The sequence below is a fragment of the Paucibacter sp. M5-1 genome (assembly GCF_027498415.2).
Lineage (GTDB): Bacteria > Pseudomonadota > Gammaproteobacteria > Burkholderiales > Burkholderiaceae_C > Roseateles_E.
The window spans coordinates 1,094,061-1,113,566 of sequence record NZ_JAPZLM020000001.1 but is presented as its reverse complement, the minus strand read 5'-3'; the positions used below and the strand labels follow the sequence as shown (position 1 = coordinate 1,113,566).

At 69.8% G+C, this 19,506-nt stretch carries 17 protein-coding genes; 13 read left to right on the top strand and 4 right to left on the bottom strand.

The genetic code is table 11. The features are described 5' to 3' along the window. Positions 1-22: 22 nt before the first annotated feature. A complete protein-coding gene (locus O5M90_RS05135) occupies positions 23-670 on the top strand; it encodes a LysE family translocator (RefSeq protein ID WP_269840234.1) in 648 nt (215 codons plus the stop codon). A gap of 101 nt (positions 671-771) precedes the next feature. On the opposite strand, the gene O5M90_RS05130 is transcribed toward O5M90_RS05135, so the two are convergent. Further along, positions 772-1,815 carry a GGDEF domain-containing protein gene (locus tag O5M90_RS05130; RefSeq protein ID WP_137942068.1) on the bottom strand — a complete coding sequence of 348 codons (1,044 nt, stop codon included), beginning with the start codon at positions 1,813-1,815 and terminating at the stop codon, positions 772-774. Between the two features lie 192 nt (positions 1,816-2,007). On the opposite strand from O5M90_RS05130, the gene O5M90_RS05125 reads away from it, so the two are divergent. The 9 genes from O5M90_RS05125 to O5M90_RS05085 all read left to right on the top strand — a co-directional run bounded on the left by O5M90_RS05125 (position 2,008) and on the right by O5M90_RS05085 (position 12,735). Beyond that, positions 2,008-3,219 (top strand): NAD(P)H-dependent flavin oxidoreductase, encoded by a 1,212-nt coding sequence (locus tag O5M90_RS05125; protein WP_269840233.1) that lies wholly within the window; start codon positions 2,008-2,010, stop codon positions 3,217-3,219. A 238-nt stretch (positions 3,220-3,457) separates the two neighbouring features. Then, positions 3,458-4,183, top strand: coding sequence for a DUF4198 domain-containing protein (locus O5M90_RS05120; RefSeq protein ID WP_269840231.1), 726 nt, complete (start codon positions 3,458-3,460; stop codon positions 4,181-4,183). A gap of 91 nt (positions 4,184-4,274) precedes the next feature. Next, positions 4,275-6,440 (top strand): TonB-dependent siderophore receptor, encoded by a 2,166-nt coding sequence (locus O5M90_RS05115; protein WP_269840230.1) that lies wholly within the window; start codon positions 4,275-4,277, stop codon positions 6,438-6,440. Between the two features lie 4 nt (positions 6,441-6,444). Continuing rightward, positions 6,445-6,744 carry a hypothetical protein gene (locus O5M90_RS05110; protein ID WP_269840229.1) on the top strand — a complete coding sequence of 100 codons (300 nt, stop codon included), beginning with the start codon at positions 6,445-6,447 and terminating at the stop codon, positions 6,742-6,744. Between the two features lie 20 nt (positions 6,745-6,764). Further along, positions 6,765-8,903, top strand: coding sequence for a TonB-dependent siderophore receptor (locus tag O5M90_RS05105; protein WP_269840228.1), 2,139 nt, complete (start codon positions 6,765-6,767; stop codon positions 8,901-8,903). A 2-nt stretch (positions 8,904-8,905) separates the two neighbouring features. Then, a complete protein-coding gene (locus O5M90_RS05100; RefSeq protein ID WP_269840227.1) occupies positions 8,906-10,525 on the top strand; it encodes a PepSY-associated TM helix domain-containing protein in 1,620 nt (539 codons plus the stop codon). After that, positions 10,525-10,866 (top strand): DUF3325 family protein, encoded by a 342-nt coding sequence (locus tag O5M90_RS05095; protein ID WP_137942075.1) that lies wholly within the window; start codon positions 10,525-10,527, stop codon positions 10,864-10,866. Before O5M90_RS05100 ends, O5M90_RS05095 begins: the two co-directional genes overlap by 1 nt. 43 nt (positions 10,867-10,909) lie before the next feature. Continuing rightward, positions 10,910-11,539, top strand: a complete 630-nt coding sequence (locus O5M90_RS05090; RefSeq protein WP_269840226.1) for a glutathione S-transferase family protein — start codon at positions 10,910-10,912, stop codon at positions 11,537-11,539. Between the two features lie 86 nt (positions 11,540-11,625). After that, positions 11,626-12,735 carry an ABC transporter substrate-binding protein gene (locus O5M90_RS05085; protein ID WP_269840225.1) on the top strand — a complete coding sequence of 370 codons (1,110 nt, stop codon included), beginning with the start codon at positions 11,626-11,628 and terminating at the stop codon, positions 12,733-12,735. 253 nt (positions 12,736-12,988) lie between these two features. On the opposite strand, the gene O5M90_RS05080 is transcribed toward O5M90_RS05085, so the two are convergent. Continuing rightward, a complete protein-coding gene (locus O5M90_RS05080; RefSeq protein WP_269840224.1) occupies positions 12,989-13,180 on the bottom strand; it encodes a hypothetical protein in 192 nt (63 codons plus the stop codon). A gap of 165 nt (positions 13,181-13,345) precedes the next feature. On the opposite strand from O5M90_RS05080, the gene O5M90_RS05075 reads away from it, so the two are divergent. From O5M90_RS05075 to O5M90_RS05065, 3 genes are read left to right on the top strand one after another with little or no spacing between them, the layout of a single operon-like run. Further along, positions 13,346-14,266: a DMT family transporter gene (locus O5M90_RS05075; protein WP_269840223.1), complete on the top strand. Its 921-nt coding sequence runs from the start codon at positions 13,346-13,348 to the stop codon at positions 14,264-14,266. Between the two features lie 10 nt (positions 14,267-14,276). Beyond that, positions 14,277-15,065, top strand: coding sequence for an SDR family NAD(P)-dependent oxidoreductase (locus O5M90_RS05070; RefSeq protein ID WP_269840222.1), 789 nt, complete (start codon positions 14,277-14,279; stop codon positions 15,063-15,065). After that, positions 15,065-17,425, top strand: coding sequence for a penicillin acylase family protein (locus O5M90_RS05065; protein WP_269840221.1), 2,361 nt, complete (start codon positions 15,065-15,067; stop codon positions 17,423-17,425). Before O5M90_RS05070 ends, O5M90_RS05065 begins: the two co-directional genes overlap by 1 nt. A gap of 16 nt (positions 17,426-17,441) precedes the next feature. On the opposite strand, the gene O5M90_RS05060 is transcribed toward O5M90_RS05065, so the two are convergent. Together O5M90_RS05060 and O5M90_RS05055 are read right to left on the bottom strand one after the other, a co-directional pair. Continuing rightward, positions 17,442-18,470, bottom strand: coding sequence for a CsgG/HfaB family protein (locus tag O5M90_RS05060; RefSeq protein WP_137942086.1), 1,029 nt, complete (start codon positions 18,468-18,470; stop codon positions 17,442-17,444). 109 nt (positions 18,471-18,579) lie between these two features. Then, entirely contained in the window at positions 18,580-19,482 is a 903-nt protein-coding gene (locus O5M90_RS05055) for a DMT family transporter (RefSeq protein WP_269840220.1), read from the bottom strand. Positions 19,483-19,506: the final 24 nt, after the last annotated feature.

The following is a 19,506-nucleotide window of genomic DNA, read 5'->3' as shown; positions in this document are numbered from 1 at the left end:
CGCTGATCCTACAGTGCTGGGCATGGACTTCACCAGCACCTTGACCCTTTTTCTCCAGGCCTTGCTGATCGGTCTGGCGATCGCCGCACCGGTCGGCCCGATCGGCCTGCTGACGATTCAGCGCAGCCTGCAGCAGGGCCCGCAGGCCGGCCTGGCCACCGGCCTGGGCGCGGCCGTGGCCGATGCGCTGTATGGCGCGGTGGGCGCCTATGGCGTCGGTGCGGTGATCAACGCGCTGGCGGCGGCACGGCTGCCGCTGGCCCTGGGCGGCGCGGCCTTTCTGCTCTATATGGCCTGGGGTCTGTGGCGCGCGCCGGCGGCGCAGCTGAGCGCCCGGCCGGCCTTGTCGGGCCACAGCCTGTGGCGCTATTTCGCCGGCACGGTGCTGCTGACCCTGTCCAACCCGGCGACCATCTTTTCCTTCATCGCGGTCTTCGGGGCCTTGTCGGCGCGCTCGGCCTCGGCCTCGCCGGGCCTGGTGGTGCTGGGGGTGTTTGTCGGCTCGGCCCTGTGGTGGCTGGCGCTGAGCGCCGGGGTCGGGCGGCTGCGCCAGCGCTTTGACACGCGCTGGCAGCGCCGCGTGCAGCGCGCCAGCGCCGTGGCGCTGGCCGGCTTCGCGCTGTGGCAGCTCGGCGGCCTGGTCGGCCCGGGTGGGTTCGGTGCGGCGTGACGAAGGCATCCCGGTTGCGGCTCTCGGGTCGCTCAAGCGTTGACCGTGAGGGCTTGCGCAGCGCGGGCTCTGCGATACAGGCAAGACCTGTCCCCGCGAACTCAGGCCGCCTTGGCCGCCAGCACCGTCACGCAGTTGCGCCCACTGCGCTTGGAGGCGTAGAGCGCGCGGTCGGCGCGCTCGAAGAAGTCGTTGGCGCTCTCGCCGCGGGCCAGCTGGGTGACGCCCAGCGATAGCGTGACGCGCTCCAGCGGTGCGGCCGTCGGTCCGGCGCCGCGCCGGATGCGGCTGGCGGCGATCTTGCTGCGCAGCTGTTCGGCCAGCTGCTGGGCTTCGAGCAGATTGCTGGCGGGCAGCAGCAGCGCGAATTCCTCGCCGCCGACGCGGGTCACCAGATGCGGCTGCGGCGCCGCGCTCTTGAGGCTGTCGGCCACCGCGCGCAGCACCTGGTCGCCGAAGGAGTGGCCGTAGCTGTCGTTGACCTTCTTGAAGAAGTCGATATCGCCGAGCACCAGACAGGGCGCGGCGGTCTCGGCATGCGCGTGGCTCAGGCACTGCGCCAGCTGCTGCTCGAAGGCGCGGCGGTTGCCCAGGCCGGTCAGCGCGTCGACCAGGGCCTCGCTGCGCGCCTGGCTGACCTCGTGACGCAGCGCGGCGATCTCGGCCTGGTTGGCGTCCAGGCGCTGCTGCAGCTGGGCCATGGCCGCCCGCATCTCGCGCGTGCCGGCCATCAGCGCCTGCAAGAGCTCGGCCTGTTCGTCCTGGGCCGCGTCGAGCAGCTGGCTGCTCCACAGCAGCAGCGACTGGTCGAAGCGCGCGGTCTGGTCGCCGGCATGGGCGGCCGAGCTGGCCATGTTGTCCAGCACCCGGCTCAGGCTGTCACTGACGCGCTGGGCCTCTTGCGCATTGAGCCCCGGCTGGGCCACATGGTGCTGGTACAGCGTGGCGGTCTGGGCCTCGGTCAGCCCCAGGCCGTCACGGGTCTGCTCGGCCAGGGCCTCGGCAAGGCGCGGGTTGCGGCCGCTGACGAACTCGTACCAGACCGCATAGCTGTGCGGATGCAGCGCGCTGCGCTGCTTGGTCATCAGGGGCAGGGCCAGGCGCAGGTATTCGGCGCTCTTGGCCACGCTATCGGGGTATCGCATCGGTTGTCCCTCTTGTCCGTTCGGGCCATGTCTCGTCTCCTGTTACTGCTCCCGGACGGTCTGGCACGCCGCTGTATCGGCGGCACGGCGGCCGGCTTGAGGTAACGAACTGCGGGTGGGCTGATTTTTGTCAACTATGCACGGCCTGCGGGCCCTTAGCGTGGCGCCCTGTCCGCCCCAGGAATGCCCACCATGCCCGAGCTTGATCCGATCACCCCCTTCTTCCACGCGCTGCTGCAGCACAGCGGCTTGCGGCCGCTGCGCCTGCGCGGCCGCGAGTTGCTGCCCATCGTGCAGGGCGGCATGGGGGTGGGCATCAGCGCCCAGGGCCTGGCCGGCGCGGTGGCGGCGGCTGGTGCCGTGGGCACGCTCAGCTCGGTGGACCTGCGCCGCCACCACCCCGACCTGATGGCGCGCACCGAGGGACAGCATGCCGGCGCGGCCGCCAAGCAGGCCATCGATGCGGCCAATCTGGAGGCGTTGCGGCGCGAGATCGCCGGCGCCCGCGCGCGCAGCGGCGGGCGCGGCCTGCTGGCGCTGAATGTGATGCGCGCGGTCAGCGAGTACGCGGCCTCGGTGAAGACGGCGCTGGAGGCCGGCATCGATGCGGTGGTGGTGGGGGCGGGCCTGCCGCTGGACCTGCCGGACCTGGCCCAGGACCATCCCGACACCTTGCTGATTCCGATACTCAGCGATGCGCGCGGCGTGCAGCTGATCGTCAAGAAATGGGAGCGCAAGAAGCGCCTGCCGGACGCCATCGTGATCGAGCATCCGCGCCTGGCCGGCGGCCATCTGGGCGCGGCCCGGGTGGCGGATCTGAACGATCCGCGCTTCGACTTCGAGCGTGCCATTCCCGAGTGCCTGGCCTTCTTCGAGAAGGCCGGCCTGGCCGGCCGGATCCCGCTGATCGCGGCCGGCGGCGTGCGCAGCCATGCCGACATCCGGCGCCTGCAGGGCCTGGGCGCGGCCGGCGTGCAGCTGGGCACACCCTTCGCGGTCACCCAGGAGTGCGATGCCCATCCCGGGTTCAAGCGCGTGCTGGCCGAGGCCGGCGAGGACGAGATGCTGGAGTTCACCAGCGTGGCCGGCCTGCCGGCGCGCGCGGTCGCCACGCCCTGGCTGAAGAACTATCTGCGCGCCGAGCCGCGCCTGCAGGCGGTGGCCCATGCCAAGAGCCGCTGCACCAAGGCCTTCGACTGCCTGGCCCAATGCGGGCTGCGCGACGGGCTGCCGGGCTGGGGCCAGTTCTGCATCGACAACCAGCTGGCCGCCGCGCTGCGTGGCGACCTGGCCAAGGGCTTGTTCTTCCGCGGCGTCGGCGCGCTGCCCTTCGGCCGGGAGATCCGCTCGGTGGGCGAGTTGCTGCAGCGCTTGCTCGGGCCGGGGTGGCCGGCTGCAGCCTGATGGCAACGCCGGCCCCAAGCCGATTGTGATTTCTGCTCTGGCGCTTTACAATAATAATCATTCGCATTTGCGCGAATAAACCCATGCCCGCCGACCCGGCTGCCGAGCGCAGCCCGGGCTCGTGCCCGCCAGCCGCCGTGTTCACGGCCCGCCAGCTCTCCCGGATGCCCGCCCATGCCGCCCCTGCCCATCGCAGGCCGGCCGGGCCCTGTCTTTCGTAATCGAGGAGTCCTCACCGATGTTGAGCATCAACAAGCGCAAGGCCTTGCTGGCCACCGTCCTGCTGGCCGCTGCCGCCGGCGCCCAGGCCCACCAGATCTGGATCGAGCAGGACGCCGCCGGCGCCCGCCTGTATCTGGGCGAGTTTGCCGACAATCTGCGCGAGACCTCGCCGGGCATGCTGGACAAATTCGTTCAGCCCACCGCCAGCCTGATCACTGCCAAGGGCGAGCAGCCGGCCGCGCTGAGCAAGCAGGCCAATGGCTTTGCGATCGCTGCCCGGGCCATCCCCGGCGAGTCGCTGATCGCGCAGGAGCTGGCTTATCCGTCCTGGGAGCGCAAGCAGGGCGACAAGATCGAGCGCCATGTCTGGGTGCCGGCGGCCCGCTGGGTCGGCGACTTCGCGGCCCGCGCCCCCCAGCTGACCCTGGACCTGGTGCCGACCGGCCAGCCGGGCCAGTTCCAGGTCTTCTACAAGGGCCAGCCGCTGCCGGAGGCCAAGGTCGAGGTGGTGGCCGCGTCGGGCTGGTCGCGCGAGGTGCAGGCCGACAAGAGCGGCGTGCTGAGCGTCGGTCTGCCGTGGAAGAGCGCCTACGCGCTGGAGGCCAAGCACACCGACAAGGGCGGTGTCGAGCGCGCCGGCCAGAAATTCGATGTCGGCGTCTATGTGACCACGCTGAGCTTCAGCCTGCCGCAAGGCCTGGAGTCGCCGCCGCTGCCGCCGGCCGCGACGCCGGCGAAGTAAGCCCACCGACCCTTTGTGCAGCACGCGCCCGCCGGGCGCGCTGGCGCAGCCTTGCCGGCTGCGCGACCGATCTTCCTGAAATCCTGTCCCGATGTCCTACCCTGATCACAAAAAGAAAACCGTCGTTGTGGCCCTGAGCCTGGCCCTGTTGTCGCTGGGCGCGGCCCGCGCCGCTGATACCGATGCCGATACCGAAGCGGGCCAGGGCGGCCGCAAGCTCGAGAAGGTCGTCGTGAACGGTGCTCGCAAGACCCTGACGGCCGCCACCGGCAAGCTGGGCCTGAGCGCGCGCGAGACGCCGCAGTCGCTCAGCATCATCGACCGCGAGCGCATCGAGCTCGAGTCGCTGACCAGCATCGATGCGGTGCTGCAGAACGTCACCGGCATCAATGTGACCTTCTACGACACGCAGCGCCCGCTCTACTATGCGCGCGGCTTCCAGATCACCGACTTCCAGGTCGACGGCGTGCCGACCTATAGCGGCGGCACCAACCAGGAGTACGACACCGCGCTGTACGAGCGCATCGAGGTCCTGCGCGGCGCCAACGGCCTGCTCAGCGGCGCCGGCAATCCCTCGGCCACGGTCAATATGCTGCGCAAGCGCGCCCAGCGCGGCTTCGAGGCCTCGGTGGCCGCGAGCCTGGGGTCCTGGAACCAGCGCCGCCTGGAGGGCGATCTGAACCTGCCGCTGACGGCCGATGGCCGGGTGCGCAGCCGCTTCGTCACCGCGCTGCAGCAGCGCGACAGCTTCCGCGACCGCTACAGCGAGCGCAAGACCAGCTATCTGGGCGTGGTCGAGGCCGATCTGCTACCCGGCACCACGGTGCAACTCGGCAACCAGAACCAGGACAACGTGCCCGAGGCGCCGATCTGGGGCACGATTCCCCGCTTTGCCGCCGATGGCTCGCTGGCCAGGCTGCCGCATTCGACCAGCTTCTCGCCGAGCTGGACCCGCTGGTCGCGCCAGTCGGGTACCACCTATGCGACCCTGGATCAGCGCCTGGGCGCCGACTGGACGCTGAAGGCCATCTACAACCGCAGCAAGGGCGATTCGATGAGCCTGCGCACCTATGGCGACGGCTATCCCGATCCGGTCACCGGTGCCGGTCTGCGCCTGCTGGCCGGCGTCGGCGAGAGCAAGGAAACGCGCGACAGCCTGGACATCTATGCCAATGGCCGGTTCGCCTTGTTCGGCCGTCAGCATGAGCTGATGCTGGGCGCGAGCTACTTCAAGACCGAGACGAACACGCCGACGCTCAGCTCGGTGGCCGGCTGGAGCTATGCGATCCCGAATATCTACACCTGGGACGGCTCGGCACCGGTGCCGACCTACGGCCGCACCGGCGCCTCGCGCATCGGCACGACCGAGCAGTTGGGCCTGTTCGCGTCGGCGCGCTGGCGGCTGCGCGACGATCTGGCGCTGATCACCGGCGCAAGGCTGAACGACTGGGAAACCCGGACCGACGCCTACAACACCAGCGGCCGCTACACGGCCACCACCGGCGCCTACAAGATCAGCGATGAGGTCACGCCCTATATCGGCCTGGTCTACGACCTGAACAGCGAGTTCTCGCTCTACGCCAGCTACACCGACATCTTCAAGCCGCAGAACGCGCGCGACAAGACCGACAACCTGCTGGCGCCGGTGCTGGGCTCCAGCAAGGAGATGGGGATCAAGGCCGAGCTGCTGGACAAGCGCCTGAACCTGTCCTTCGCCGTCTTCGAAGCCCAGCAGGACAACTACGCGGTGCGCGATATGTCGATGCCCGACAGCTTCAAACTGCCCGACGGCAGCTATCCGCAGATCGGCGTCAACGGCACCAAGAGCCACGGCTTCGAGTTCGATGTGGCCGGCCAGCTGAGCCCCGGCTGGACCCTCAATGCCGGGCTCTCGCAAACCAAGATCACGCGCCACAAGAACGACCTGATCTATGCCAACCTGCCCAAGCACGAGCTGCAGCTGTCCACCAGCTACCGCCTGCCCGGCGCCTGGGAACGCCTGACCGTTGGTGGTGGCCTCAACTGGCAGAGCCAGATCACCGGCTACAACATCCCGCATCCGACGCTGGGCGCGGTGACGGTGGAGCAGAAGGCCTATGCCCTGGTCAATCTGCATGCCAGCTACCGTCTCAATGACCGGCTGAGCCTGGGCCTGTCGCTGCGCAATGCGCTGGACGAGAGCTACTGGGCCAATCTCGACTATCCCAACTACGGCGACCCGCGCAGCGTGATGCTGACACTGCGCGGTCGCTTCTGAGGCGATGGCCAAGACCCTGGTCAGCTGGCGCTACCGCGTCGGCGTCGCCTCCCGCGCGCTGGCCGCGCTGGGCGGCGGCTATCTGCAGGCCGCTGCGGTCGCGGCCGTCTGCGCCGTCTATCTGCCGGCGCTGGGCATCGCGCGCAGCGAGGCCACGGTCGGCGGCGTGATGCTGGCCTTCATTGCCTATGCCTGCGCCTTCATGACGGCCTTTGCCTGTCGCAGCGCGCTGCGCGCCTGGGCCTGGACCCTGGGCCCGGCCTTGCCGCTGGGCGCGGCGGTGCTGCTGCCGCGCTGGCTTTGAATCAAAACAACCCGCTCACCATGAACACCCACACCATTCCCCGTCTGCTGCCCCTGGCCGCGCTGCTGGCGCAGGCCGCCTGGGCCCAGGCCAAACCCGAGACCAGCGAGCCCGCCGAGACCAACACCTTGCCGGTCGTGCGCGTGCAGGGCAGCAAGGAGAGCGCCAGCGGCCCGGTCAGCGGCTTCGTCGCGCGCCGTGCCAGCAGCGCCAGCAAGACCGACACGCCGCTGATCGAGACGCCACAGGCGATCTCGGTGATCACGGCCGACCGGATCGAGGCCCAGGGCGCGACCACGCTGCGCCAGACCACCGCCTATGCGGCCGGCATCGTCTCGTCCTATTTCGACAGCCGGGTCGACTCCTTCACCGCGCGCGGCGGCAGCGTCAGCCAGTACCAGGACGGGCTGCTGCGCAGCTACGGCACCTACAACACGGCAAGACCCGACCCCTACACGCTGGAGCGGGTCGAGCTGGTGCGCGGACCGGCCTCGGTGCTGTACGGCCAGGGCAGCATCGGCGGGGTGCTGAATCTGGTGTCCAAGCGCCCGCAGGCCCAGACGCGACGCGAAGTGCAGCTTCAGCTGGGCAGCTTCGAGCGCCGGCAGATCGCGGCCGACCTGAGCGGCGCCATCGACGCCGCCGGGCAATGGACCTACCGGCTGGTGGCGGTCAAGCGTGACAGCGGCAGCCAGGTCGATCATGTGGGCGATGACCGCCTGGTGCTGGCGCCCTCGCTGAGCTGGCAGCCCAGCGCCGCCACCTCGCTGACCCTGCAGGCGCTGCACCAGCGCGACAAGAGCGGCTCGCTGATCGGTTTCTTCCCCTGGCAGGGCACCCGCTTGGGCAACCCGCCCCATGGTCAGATCCCGACCTCGACCTTCATCAGCGAGCCCGGCTGGGACGCCTACGACAGCGACCAGGACTCGCTCGCCTATCTGTTCAGCCATCGCTTCAACGAGACCTGGACCCTGCGCCAGAACCTGCGCTACACCGAAAGCGCGGTCGACTACCGCACCATCTACACCAGCTTCACCGCGACCGGCCGGCCGGTCTTCAACACCGACGGCCGCACGCTGGAGCGCGATCTGGTCTGGAACCTCAACGGTGGCACGATGGCCTTGCTGGACACCCAGCTGGAGGGCCGGCTGCAGCTGGGCCGCTGGCAGCACACGACCCTGATCGGGCTGGACGCACAGAAGAACCGGAGCACCTCGCGCGCCTTCCGGGCCCGTGCGCCGGCCATCGATGCCTACCGGCCGGTCTATGGCAATTTCACCGCACCGACCACGACCACGGCGGCGCCGCCGGTCGACCAGCAGCAGCTGGGCCTGTATCTGCAAGACCATGCCAAGTTCGACGAGCGCTGGGTCGCGGTGCTGGGCCTGCGCCGCGACCATGCCAAGACCGACAGCCACAGCGGACGGCGCGACGCCAAGACCGAGGACCGGGCCACCAGCCACCGCGCCGGCCTGCTGTACCTGGGTGAGGGCGGCTGGTCGCCCTATCTGAGCTATTCCGAATCCTTCCAGCCGCTGGGCGGGCTCGATGCCTATGGCACGCCGTACAAGCCCCAGGTCGGCAAGCAATGGGAGGCCGGCGTCAAATGGCAGCCGCTGGAGCGGCGCATCTCGGCCAGCGCCACGGTCTACGATCTGCGCGACACCAACCGCAAGACCGCCGACCCGGCCAATCCGCTGAACAGCCTGCAGCTCGGCGAGGTGCGGGTGCGCGGCCTGGAGCTGGAGAGCGCCGGCAGCCTGGCCGGCCATCTGGACTGGACCCTGGGCTATGCCTATACCGACGCCAAGATCTCGCGCAGCAATGGCGCCGATCAAGGCCAGCCGGTGGCGGGCATAGCCAAGCACAGCGCCTCGGTCTGGCTGACCCAGCACTTCAGCCTGGGCGGGCGCAGCGGCTTCAGCGCTGGCGCCGGGCTGCGCCATGTCGGCGGCTCCTGGTCCGGCACGCCGCTGATCGACACGCCGTCCTCGACCCTGCTCGATGCGATGCTGGCCTATGAGCAGGGCGATTGGCGCCTGAGCCTGAATGCGGTGAACCTGGCCGACAAGGTGCAGATCACCCAATGCCTGGCACGCGGCGACTGCTTCTACGGCCAGCGCCGCACCGTCAACGCCACCCTCGCATACCGCTTCTGACCATGCGAGCCGATGGTGCCAAAGAGGGCTTCCGCCAGGCCATGGCCTGGCTGCACACCTGGGCCGGCCTGGTGCTGGGCTGGCTGTTGTTCGCGATTTTTCTGAGCGGCACGCTGGCTTTCTTCAAGCTGGAGCTCAACCACTGGAGCCGGCCCGAGCTGCATGGGCTGGGCCCGGCCCAGCCGCTGGACGCGGCCTCGCTGGCGCGCGCCGAGGCCAGCCTGCACGGGCTGGCGCCGGCCGCGCAGAGCTGGCGCCTGAGCCTGCCGGACGAGCGCCGGCCGGTGGCCGCGCTAAGCTGGCGCGAGGCGCCCGATCCCGCCAAGCCGGGGCAGCGTGCCAGGTTCGAGCAGCGCTGGCTGGACCCAGCCAGCGGCGCGCCGGTCGAGGCGCGCGCCACCTTCGGCGCCGGCGAGTTTTTCTACCGCTTCCATTTCGAGCTGCGCTCGGCCCAGCAAAGCCGCTGGATCCTGGAGGGGCGCTGGCTGGTCGGGCTGGCGACGCTCTTGATGTTCGTTGCGCTGCTCAGCGGCATCGTCACGCACCGGCGCTTCTTCAAGGATTTTTTCACCTTCCGGCCCGGCGCGAAAGCGGCCCAGCGGGCCTGGCTCGATGCCCACAATGTCAGCGGCGTGCTGGCCCTGCCTTTTTATCTGCTGATCACCTTCAGCGGGCTGATGACACTGCACAGCCTCTACATGCCCTCGGGCATCGCGGCGGCCTATGGCAAGAACAGCGGCGCCTACTTCAGCGAGCTGGCCGGCGACCCGCTGCCGCGCAATCGCGGCCTGACGCCGAAACCGGGCGAGACCGAGCCCCTGCCGCTGCTGGGGGAGGGCGCCTGGGAGCGGCTGCTGAGCCAGGCCCGGGTCGAGTGGCCCGATGGCCGCATCGAGGCGGTCTCGCTGCTGCGCGAGGGCGGCCAGACCCTGGTGGAGTTCAATCGCCATGAGGGCGACCGGCTGCAGTACCGCAGCCCGCGCCAGGTCTTCGATGCCGGCAGCGGCGCACGCCTGCACCTGGCCGACACCGATGCGCCGGCCGCCAAGACCTATGGCGTGCTCTACGGCTTGCATATCGCCCGCTTTGCCGGCCTGCCGCTGCGCTGGCTGCTGTTCGGCTTCGGCCTGCTGGGCAGCGCGATGATCGCGACCGGCCTGGTGCTGTGGTGCGTCAAGCGCCGCGCCGAGGCCGAGCGCCGCGGGCCGGCCCGGCTGGGCTTCGGCCATCGCCTGGTCGCGCTGCTGAATATCGCGGCCATCGCCGGTCTGCCGCTGGCGATGGCGGGCTTCTGCTATGCCAACCGGCTGCTGCCGCTGGGGCTGGCGCAGCGGCCCGATGCGGAGCTGAAGGTGTTCTTCGCGGTCTGGGGCGCCAGCCTGCTGATCGCGATGGCGGGTGGCGGCTGGCGCCTGGTGTTCGGGCTGGGCGCGCTGGCTTTTGCCGGCCTGCCGCTGCTCGACGTGCTGCATGCCCGCGCACTGCCGGACGGCATGCTGCTGGGCATCGATCTGGCCTTTCTGAGCGGCGCGGCGCTGCTGGGCTGCCTGGCCTGGAAGTGCCGGCCGGCTGCGGCCCTCCGGGCAAGACCTGGCCCCGCCGGCCAGATGGAGGGCGCCTGATGTCATCGCCATTGTTTCTGCTGCATCCCTTGCTGTGCTGCCTGGCCGCGTTCGCCGCGCTGTGCCTGGCGATGGAGCGCCACCATCAGGACGCGCTGGGCCAGGCGCCGAGCCCGGCCTGGCGCCGCGGCTTGCGTGCGCTGGCGCTGCTGGCGTTCGCGTTCTCGTGGCTGACCGTCTGGCCGCGCCCGGACAGCGGCATCGCCTGGACCGAATGGGGCGCCCAGCTGACCCTGGCCGCGCTGGCCGTGGTGGCGCTGGCGACCTGGCGGCCGCTATGGCTGGCGCCGGCCCTGCTGCTGAGCTCGGGCGGAGCCTTGCTGCTGGGCGCCTGGCTCTGATCGGGTAAGCTCGGCCGCGTCGGTACGCAGCCAGAGCACTCCCATGTACACCTTGTTCGGCAGCCCGGGCTCAGGCTCGGCGATGATAGAAATGGCGCTGGAGCGCATCGGCCAGCCCTGGCAGCTGCGCCGCGCCTCGTCCTGGGAACCCGACTCCGAGCAGGCCGAGCTGCGCCGCCACAATCCCCTGCTGCAGATCCCGACCCTGCTGCTGCCGGACGGCGGCGTGCTCAGCGAGAGCGCCGCCATCCTGATCCATCTGGGCCTGGTCCATCCCGAAGCCGGGCTGCTGCCGAGCGAGCCGGCGGCACGGGCCCAGGCGCTGCGCGGCCTGGTCTTCATCGCCGCCAACTGCTATGCGAGCATCGGTGTGATCGACTTTCCCGAACGCGTGTGTGCCGAGGCCGATGCCGACACCCGCGAGCGCATCCAGCGCGGCGCGCGCGCCCAGCTGCATCGGCAGTGGGAGATCTTTGCCGACCAGTTTCCGGCCGCCCCCTTTTTGAACGGCGAGCGCACCGGTGCGCTGGACTTCATGGCCGTGGTGGTGTCGCGCTGGTCGGGCGCGCGCGCGCATCTGGCGAAGCAGCGGCCCGATTTCCATGCGCTGCTGCGGCGCATCGAGGCGGAGCCAGACCTGGCGCCGCTGCTGGCCCGCCACTGGCCGGCGTGACCAATTGCTCACATTTAGCCCGCTTTTGCGCGGCTGGATGTCGAGCGGCTTTGCCACAATCGCCCCCAATCAAAAGGGAGACACCCATGCGCCTGCGTTCTGTTGCGATAGCCCTGTGCTGCGGTCTGGGACTGACGGCCGGGGCCTGGGCCCAGATCAAGATCGGCCAGACCGCCGGTTTCAGCGGGCCGGTGGCGGCCGGGGTCAAGGAGACGACCGATGGCGCCAAGCTCTATCTGAACTCGGTCAATGCCGCCGGCGGCATCAATGGCCAGAGCATCGAGCTAATCTCGCTGGACGACAAGTTCGAACCGCCGCTGGCGGCCGAGAACGCCAAGAAGCTGATCGAGCAGGGCGTGCTCGCGCTGTTCCTGAACCGCGGCACGCCGCACAGCCAGGCCATCCTGCCGCTGCTGGCCGAGCACAAGCTGGCCCTGGTCGCGCCGTCGACCGGCGCGATGCTGCTGCACAAGCCGGTCAATCCTTACGTCTTCAACGTGCGCGCGACCTACCAGCGCGAGGCCGAGCGCGCGATCCAGCATCTGGTCGGCATGGGGGTCAGCCGCATCGCGCTGGCCCAGGTCGATGACAGCTTTGGTGCCGATGCCGCCACCGGTGCGCTCAAGGGCCTGCAGGTGGCCAAGCTGCAGGCGGTCGCCCATCTGGTGTTCCCGCGCGTCAAGCCGGATCTGGTGCCCTTGATGGCGCAGCTGGCCAAGGCCGATGTGCAGGCCTTGCTCTTCATCGGCTCGGGCGACACGGTGGTCGAGGGCATCCAGGCGCTGCGCGCCGCCGGCTCGAATGCGCAGGTGGCGACGCTGTCCAACAATGCCTCGGCAGGCTTCGTCAAACGGCTGGACAAGCTCGGCCGTGGCGTCATCGTCAGCCAGGTCTTCCCGTCCGAGCGCTCGCTGAACACGCCGATGATCCGCGAGGCCCACGAACTGGCCAAGGCCGCCGGCCTGGCCGAGTTGACCCCCTCCAATCTGGAGGGCTTCGCCGCCGCCAAGGTGCTGGTGGCCGGCCTGCGCAAGGCCGGCAAGGACCTCAGCCGCGCCAGCCTGGTGCGCGCGCTCGACGGGCTCGGCAAATACGATCTGGGCGGCCTGGAGCTGCAGTTCAGCAGCACGGACCACACCGGCCTGGACTATGCAGACTTGGCCATCATCGGCCCGGACGGCAAATTCTGGCGCTGAGCCGGTGCTACCGGTCTCAGCCCGGTAGACAGTCAATCGCCTCGTGCGGCGCCCACGGTTTCGACGGCACTGATCGGTGTGGTGTCGAACGGCTCCTCGGGGGCAGGCATCGGGGCAACGTCCGTTGAGCTCGGCACTGCCGTCGAGACCGCCGCGGCGGTAACGGGGGGCACCGATTGCAGGGCCAAGGCGAGCAAGGTGGCTGCAAGCAGCATGATCGCAAGAATTTTGTCATGGGGTGGCCTCGGCGAAATCAGTGACGTTGCTGCGGGGCGCGCGACCCGTTTGCCGGGTGCTTGTCGAAGAACACCATCGGCCTGGTTTCGCAGGCATCGACAGCCGCGCTGTCCCAGGGCTCAGGAGGCGGGGGAGCACTGAGGCCCACGGGCTTGGCCGAGCGGCGCTGGAGCAGCTGTCGCAAGGTTGCGGTGAAGGTCGCGGTCATGGCTTTGGCCTCTTTCAGATGGTAGGCTGAAGTGCCCCGCGCTGCGGCGCAGGCCCTCGTCAGCAAGCTTTGGACTTTGGGCGCTCGCGGTATCAGCGGCGTTGCATCGCGCCGCTGACTGCGTTTCGTTTGTTGCAGGCGGTGGGGCCCTAGAATCTGCGGCTGATGTCCGATAGTTCCGCCAGCCGCGCCGCGCCGCGCTCCGCCCCATTGCTTTGGCCCGGCCTGCTGCTGGCCTCGCTGGGCGCGATCGCGTTCTCCGGCAAGGCCATCATCGTCAAGCTGGCCTATCGCCACGGTGTCGATGCGGTGACCCTGATCATGCTGCGCATGGTGTTCGCGCTGCCGCTGTTCCTGGTCCTGAGCTGGTGGGCCGGTCGCGGCAAACCCCCGCTGACCCGGCGCGACTGGCTGGTGATCCTGGGCCTGGGCTTCTCGGGCTACTACCTGGCGAGCTTTCTGGACTTCGCCGGCCTGGCCTATATCAGCGCCAGCTTCGAGCGCCTGATCCTCTATCTGAACCCGACCATCGTGCTCTTCCTGGGCTGGGTGCTGTTCCGGCGCCGGGTCACCGGCCGCCAGCTGATCGCGCTGGCGGTCAGCTATTCCGGCGTGCTGCTGGTGTTCGGCCAGGAGCTGCAGTTGCAGGGCAGCGATGTGCTGCTGGGCGCGGCCCTGGTGTTCGGCAGCGCGCTGAGCTATGCGCTCTACCTGGTCTACAGCGGCGAGGAGGTCAAGCGCCTGGGCGCGCTGCGCCTGACCGGGCTGGCGACCACGGTGGCCTGCCTGCTGTGCATCGCGCAGTTCCTGCTCTTGCGCCCGCTGGGCTCGCTGGCGAGCCTGGCTCCCGAGGTGCTGTGGCTGTCGCTGCTGAACGCCACCGCCTGCACTTTCGCGCCGGTGCTGATGGTGATGATGGCGATCGAGCGCATCGGTGCGACGATGGCGGCGCAGACCGGCATGATCGGGCCGATGTCCACCATCCTGATGGGCGTGTGGATACTCGGCGAACCCTTCACCCCCTGGGTGGCGGTCGGTACAGTCCTGGTGATGAGTGGCGTCTGGCTGCTGACCAAATGGCGATAGGAAAAACACAATGGATTTCGGACTGAATGGCCGCTGGGCCTTGGTGTGCGCGGCCAGCAAGGGATTGGGGCGCGGCTGCGCCGAGGCCCTGGTGGGCGAGGGCGTCAATGTGGTGATCACGGCGCGCGGCGCCGAGACGCTGGAGGCCACGGCCGCGGCGCTGCGGGCACTGAACCCCGCCGTCGAAGTGCGCACGGTGGCCGGCGACATCGCCACCGCCGAGGGCCGCGCGGCCGCGCTGGCGGCCTGCCCGCAGGTGGACATCCTGGTCAACAACGCCGGCGGCCCGCCGCCCGGCGATTTCCGCGACTGGGGCCGTGAGCAATGGATCGCCGCGCTGGACGCGAACATGCTGACCCCGATCGAGCTCATCAAGGCCACCGTGGACGGCATGGGCGAGCGCGGCTTCGGCCGCATCGTCAACATCACCTCGGGCGCGGTCAAGGCGCCGATCGATGTGCTGGGCTTGAGCAACGGCGCGCGCTCGGGCCTGACCGGCTTTGTCGCCGGCATCGCCCGCCAGGCCCGCATCGCCGGCCGCAATGTGACGATCAACAATCTGCTGCCCGGCGCCTTCGATACCGAGCGCCTGCAGAAGACCATGGTGGCCGGCGCGGCCAAGAGCGGTGTTTCGGCCGAGGAGATGGCGGCCAAGCGCCGCGTCACCATCCCGGCCCAGCGCTTCGGTTCGGCCGCCGAGTTCGGCGCGATCTGCGCGATGCTGTGCAGCGCCCAGGCCGGCTATCTGACCGGGCAGAACATCCTGCTCGACGGCGGCGCCTACCCCGGCACCTTCTGATGCGCTGGCTGCGCCGACTGCTGCTGGGCCTGCTGGCCCTGCTGCTGCTGATCGCGCTGGCCGCCTGGCTGGCCTTGCGCGCCAGCCTGCCAAGCTACGAGGGCGAGGCCCGCAGCGCGGTCAGCGCCGCAGTGCAGCTGACACGCGACGAGCGCGGCTACCTCAGCATCAGTGCGGCCAACCGCGCCGACGCGGCGCGGGCCCTGGGCTACAGCCATGCCCAGGAGCGCTTCTTCCAGATGGACCTGATGCGGCGCAACGCGGCCGGCGAGCTGGCCGCGCTGTTCGGCGCCAAGGCGCTGCCGCTGGACCAGGGACGCCGGCTGCACCGCTTCCGCCACCGCGCCGCGGTGGCGCTGGCGGCCCTGCCGCTCGAGCAGCGCAGCCTGCTCGACGCCTACACGGCCGGTGTCAACGAGGGCCTGGCCGCCATGGGCGCGCGGCCCTTCGAGTACCTGATCCTGCGCCAGCAGCCCCGGCCCTGGCAGAGCACCGATTCGCTGCTGGTGATCTACAGCATGTATCTGGATCTGCAGTCCTCGCAGGGCCGCGACGATCTGGCGATGGGCGTGCTGAAGCACAGTGTGCCCCCCGACTGGTATGCCTTCCTGACCCAGCACAGCAGCGACTGGCAGGCCGCGATCGACGGCAGCCGTGTGCAGCCGGTGGCGGTGCCGGCCACGCCGCTGCCCGAGGCGCTGCGCGCCGCCAAACTGGCTTGCCGGGGCGACTGCGGGCTGCAGGACAGCCGCGACATCGGCAGCAACAACTTCGCCGTCAGCGGCGCGCTGAGCCCGCATGGTGCGGCCATTCTGGCCGACGATATGCACCTGGGCCTGCGCGTGCCGGCGATCTGGTTCAAGGCTCAGCTGCGCTGGACCGAGGCTGGCAGGGCGCATCAGGTCAGCGGCGTCAGCCTGCCGGGCACCCCGGCCATCGTGGCCGGCAGCAACGGCGCCGTCGCCTGGGGTTTCACCAATGCCACGGCCGACTGGGCCGATGTCGTGCTGCTCAAGCTCAACGCCGCCGGCACCCATTACCAAAGCCCGCAGGGCGAGCTGCCGCTGAGCCGCCATCTCGAGCGCATCGAGGTGGCGGGTGGTGCGACGGTCGAGCAGGAGGTGCAGGAAACGATCTGGGGCCCGCGCCTGGCGGCGCCCTTCGAGGGCCATGTCTTGCGCTGGGTGGCTCATGATGTCGAGGGCCTCAATCTGCGCCTGATGGGGCTGGAGCGCGCCGCCTCGGTTGACGAAGCCATGCAGCTGGCACAGGGCGCCGGCCTGCCGGCGCAGAACCTGTTGGTGGCCGATGCCGCCGGCCGCATCGGCTGGACCCTGATTGGCGCGCTGCCCAAACGCGAGCTGGACGATCTGAATGTGCCGCAGGACTGGAGCGATGGCCGCCAGGGCTGGCGTGGCTACCTCGGCGCTGGCGACGCCGCCTGGCCCCGGCTGGTCGATCCTTCCGAAGGCCGGCTCTGGACCGCCAATGCCCGCACGGTCGGCGGTGCGGCCCTGGCCCTGATCGGCGAGGGCGGTTACGACCTCGGCGCGCGCGGCCAGCAGATCCGCGACGGCCTGTTTGCCAAGCCCAAGCTGGGCGAGGCCGATTTGCATGCGATCCAGCTCGACCACCGCGCGCTGTTCCTGCAGCGCTGGCGCCGGCTGCTGCTCGATGAGGTGCTGACGCCGGCGTTCGTGCAGCAGCATGGCCTGGCCGACTACCGCGCCGCCATCGAGCGCAGCGCCGCAGCGGCCAGTCCGGATGCGGTCGGCTACCGGCTGTTGCGCGGCTGGCGCGAGCAGGTGCTGGAACAGCTGTTCGCGCCGCTGGCGGCCCTGCTGGAGTCGCGCCAGCTGCGCCTGCGCGATCTGAAGCTGGCGCCCGAGACGCCCGGCTGGGCCCTGCTGCAGGCGCGCCGTGCCGACACGCTGCCGCAGGCGCAGGCCTCGTGGCAGGCCCTGCTGGAGCAGGCGGTGCTGGACAGCCGCAAGAAAATCCTCGATGCCACGCCCAGCCGTCAGCTGGCCGACGCCAACTGGGGCGAGCAGAACCGCGCCGCGATCAGGCATCCGCTGAGCCAGGCCCTGCCGCTGCTGGGCCCCTGGCTGGACATGCCGGACACGCCGCTGGCCGGCGATCGCCATATGCCGCGGGTGCAGCAGAGCGTGCATGGCCAGTCCCAGCGCATGGTGGTGGCGCCGGGCCAGGAGGCCCGGGGCATTCTGAGCGTTCCGGCCGGCCAGTCCGGCCACCCGCTGTCGCCGTTCTACCAGGCCGATCACCAGGCCTGGCTGCAGGGTCAGGCCTTGCCTTTCCTGCCCGGCCAGACGCGCTACACGCTGACGCTGCGCCCCTGATCGCCGGGCGGAGGCGTTACTGCTTCTTGACGAGCACCTTCTTGATCCAGCCCTCGCCCTTGCCCGACTGCACCTTCAGGAAGCCATCGCGCTCTTCGCCGAGGTAGAGCACCTCGTCGCTGCGTGCCAGGGTCTGCAACTCGGGCGCACCCTCGCGCGGCTGGCGCAACACCTTGGCCCCGCCGATCTTGGGCACCATCACATCACCCTCGGCCGCCGCGCCGGCCTGCACGCTGGTGGCGGCATTGCGCTGCGAGGCCTCGCCGGCGCGGGCCTGTATCAAGGACGGGTTGTTGCGGATCGAGCGGACGATGTTGTTCCAGTTGTCGATGAAGGAGGCGACGATGACCTTGCCCTCATTGGTGTTGGAATAGCCGCCCAGCGCCGCGCCGCCACCGCCGCCGAACAGCGCGCCGCCCAGCGAGAAATCGGCCTTCTCGGCGCTGCCCTCGGCCGCCGCGACCTGGATGCCGGAGCGCGAGTCGGCCAGCAGCAGGCTGGTCTGGGCCTGCTTGAACTTGAGCCCGCCGACGATGCCGCCGATCAGTCGCCCGGCATTGCCGCCGAAGGCGCCCAGCAGGCCGCCACCGATGCCGCCGGCATTGTTCTCGCTGAACACCACATTGGGCGTGACCAGGAAATCGGCCGTCACCATCTGGCCCTTGCCGATGTTCTGGTCGGCCTGCAACTGGCCGGACTGGGCCAATGCACGCTCCTGCATCATGTTCTGCATCGCCATGCCGCGCTCGACCACCTGGAAGCAGTTGGACTGCTGGATCAGCATGCGGATCACGCTGGTGGGCGAGCCCAGCTGATAGCGCTGCAGCGCCACCGACAGCGCCGACTGCGGCTCGACCACCGCGATCGTGCCCTTGGGGGCCTCGCATTTCTCCAGCTCGGCCGAGGCGCCCTGGGCGCCATCGGGGCCGACGCCGCCGGTGGCCTTGGAGCCGCCCTTGCCGAGTTCCTGCGCCAGGCCCTGCAGCGGGACCGCCAGTGCCAGACCGCAGGCCAAGGCCAGCCACGAGTATTTATGCTTTGTCATCGAGAGCCCCCGTTGTAGTTGCAGCTGCTGATTCTAGGCATGGCGAGGCCTGCCGGCGCGGTTCTAGCTTGGGGGGCGATCCGCCGCTTAGCCGCCGCTTAACCGCCGCTTAGCGCCGCCCCGAGACCGCGATGCCCGCCGCGATCAGCGCGAAGGCGACGCCGTGGTACCACTGCGGCCATTCGCCCAGCAGCGCGGTAGACATCAGCGCCGCGAACACCGGCGTCAGATTGCCGAAGAAGGCGGCCATCGCCGGCCCGGCCTCGGCCACGCCCTGGCCCCAGCAGCGATAGGCGATCAGCGAGGGGCCGATGGCGACATAGACCAGGGCCATCGCAAGACCTGGCCCCCAGACCAGGGGCTGCGCGGTGTAGCCCTGCTCGACGCCGGCCATCAGCCCGGCGAAGCCGAGGCCGAAGATCAGCTGGGACATCATGATTTCGGCCCAGTTCCAGGCGGGCTTTTGCTCGCCCCGTAGATGGGCCGGCGGTCGCGCCAGCATCCAGCTGTAGATCGCCCAGGAGAACACCGCCAGCAGCATCAGCAGATCGCCGGGCACGAACTGCACCCGGGCCAGATTGGCGAGCTGGCCACGCGCGATCACAAAGGCCACGCCGATCAGCGACAGCAGCGCGCCGCCGATCTGCCAGCGGCTGGGCCGCACCTTGAAGACCAGCGCGCCGATGGCCAGCATCCAGACCGGCATGCTGGCGGCGATCAGGGTCACGTTCAGCGCTGTGGAGCTGCGCAGCGCCTGGTACTGCAGCGCGTTGTAGCAGCCCATGCCCAGCAGTCCGCTGAGCGCCAGATAGCGCCAGCGGCTCAGCCATTGCTGCGGCTGCGCGAGCAGCCGCCAGGCCAGTGGCAGCAGCAGCACAAAGACCAGGCTCCAGCGCATCGCGTTGAGCAGCAAGGGTGGCACGCTGCCGGCCATCAGCCGGCCGACCACGGCATTGCCGGCCCACAGCAGCGGCGGCAGGGTCAGCATCAGGGCAAGGCGCGGGGTCAGCATGGGAGGCGCGGGCAAGATCGGGCA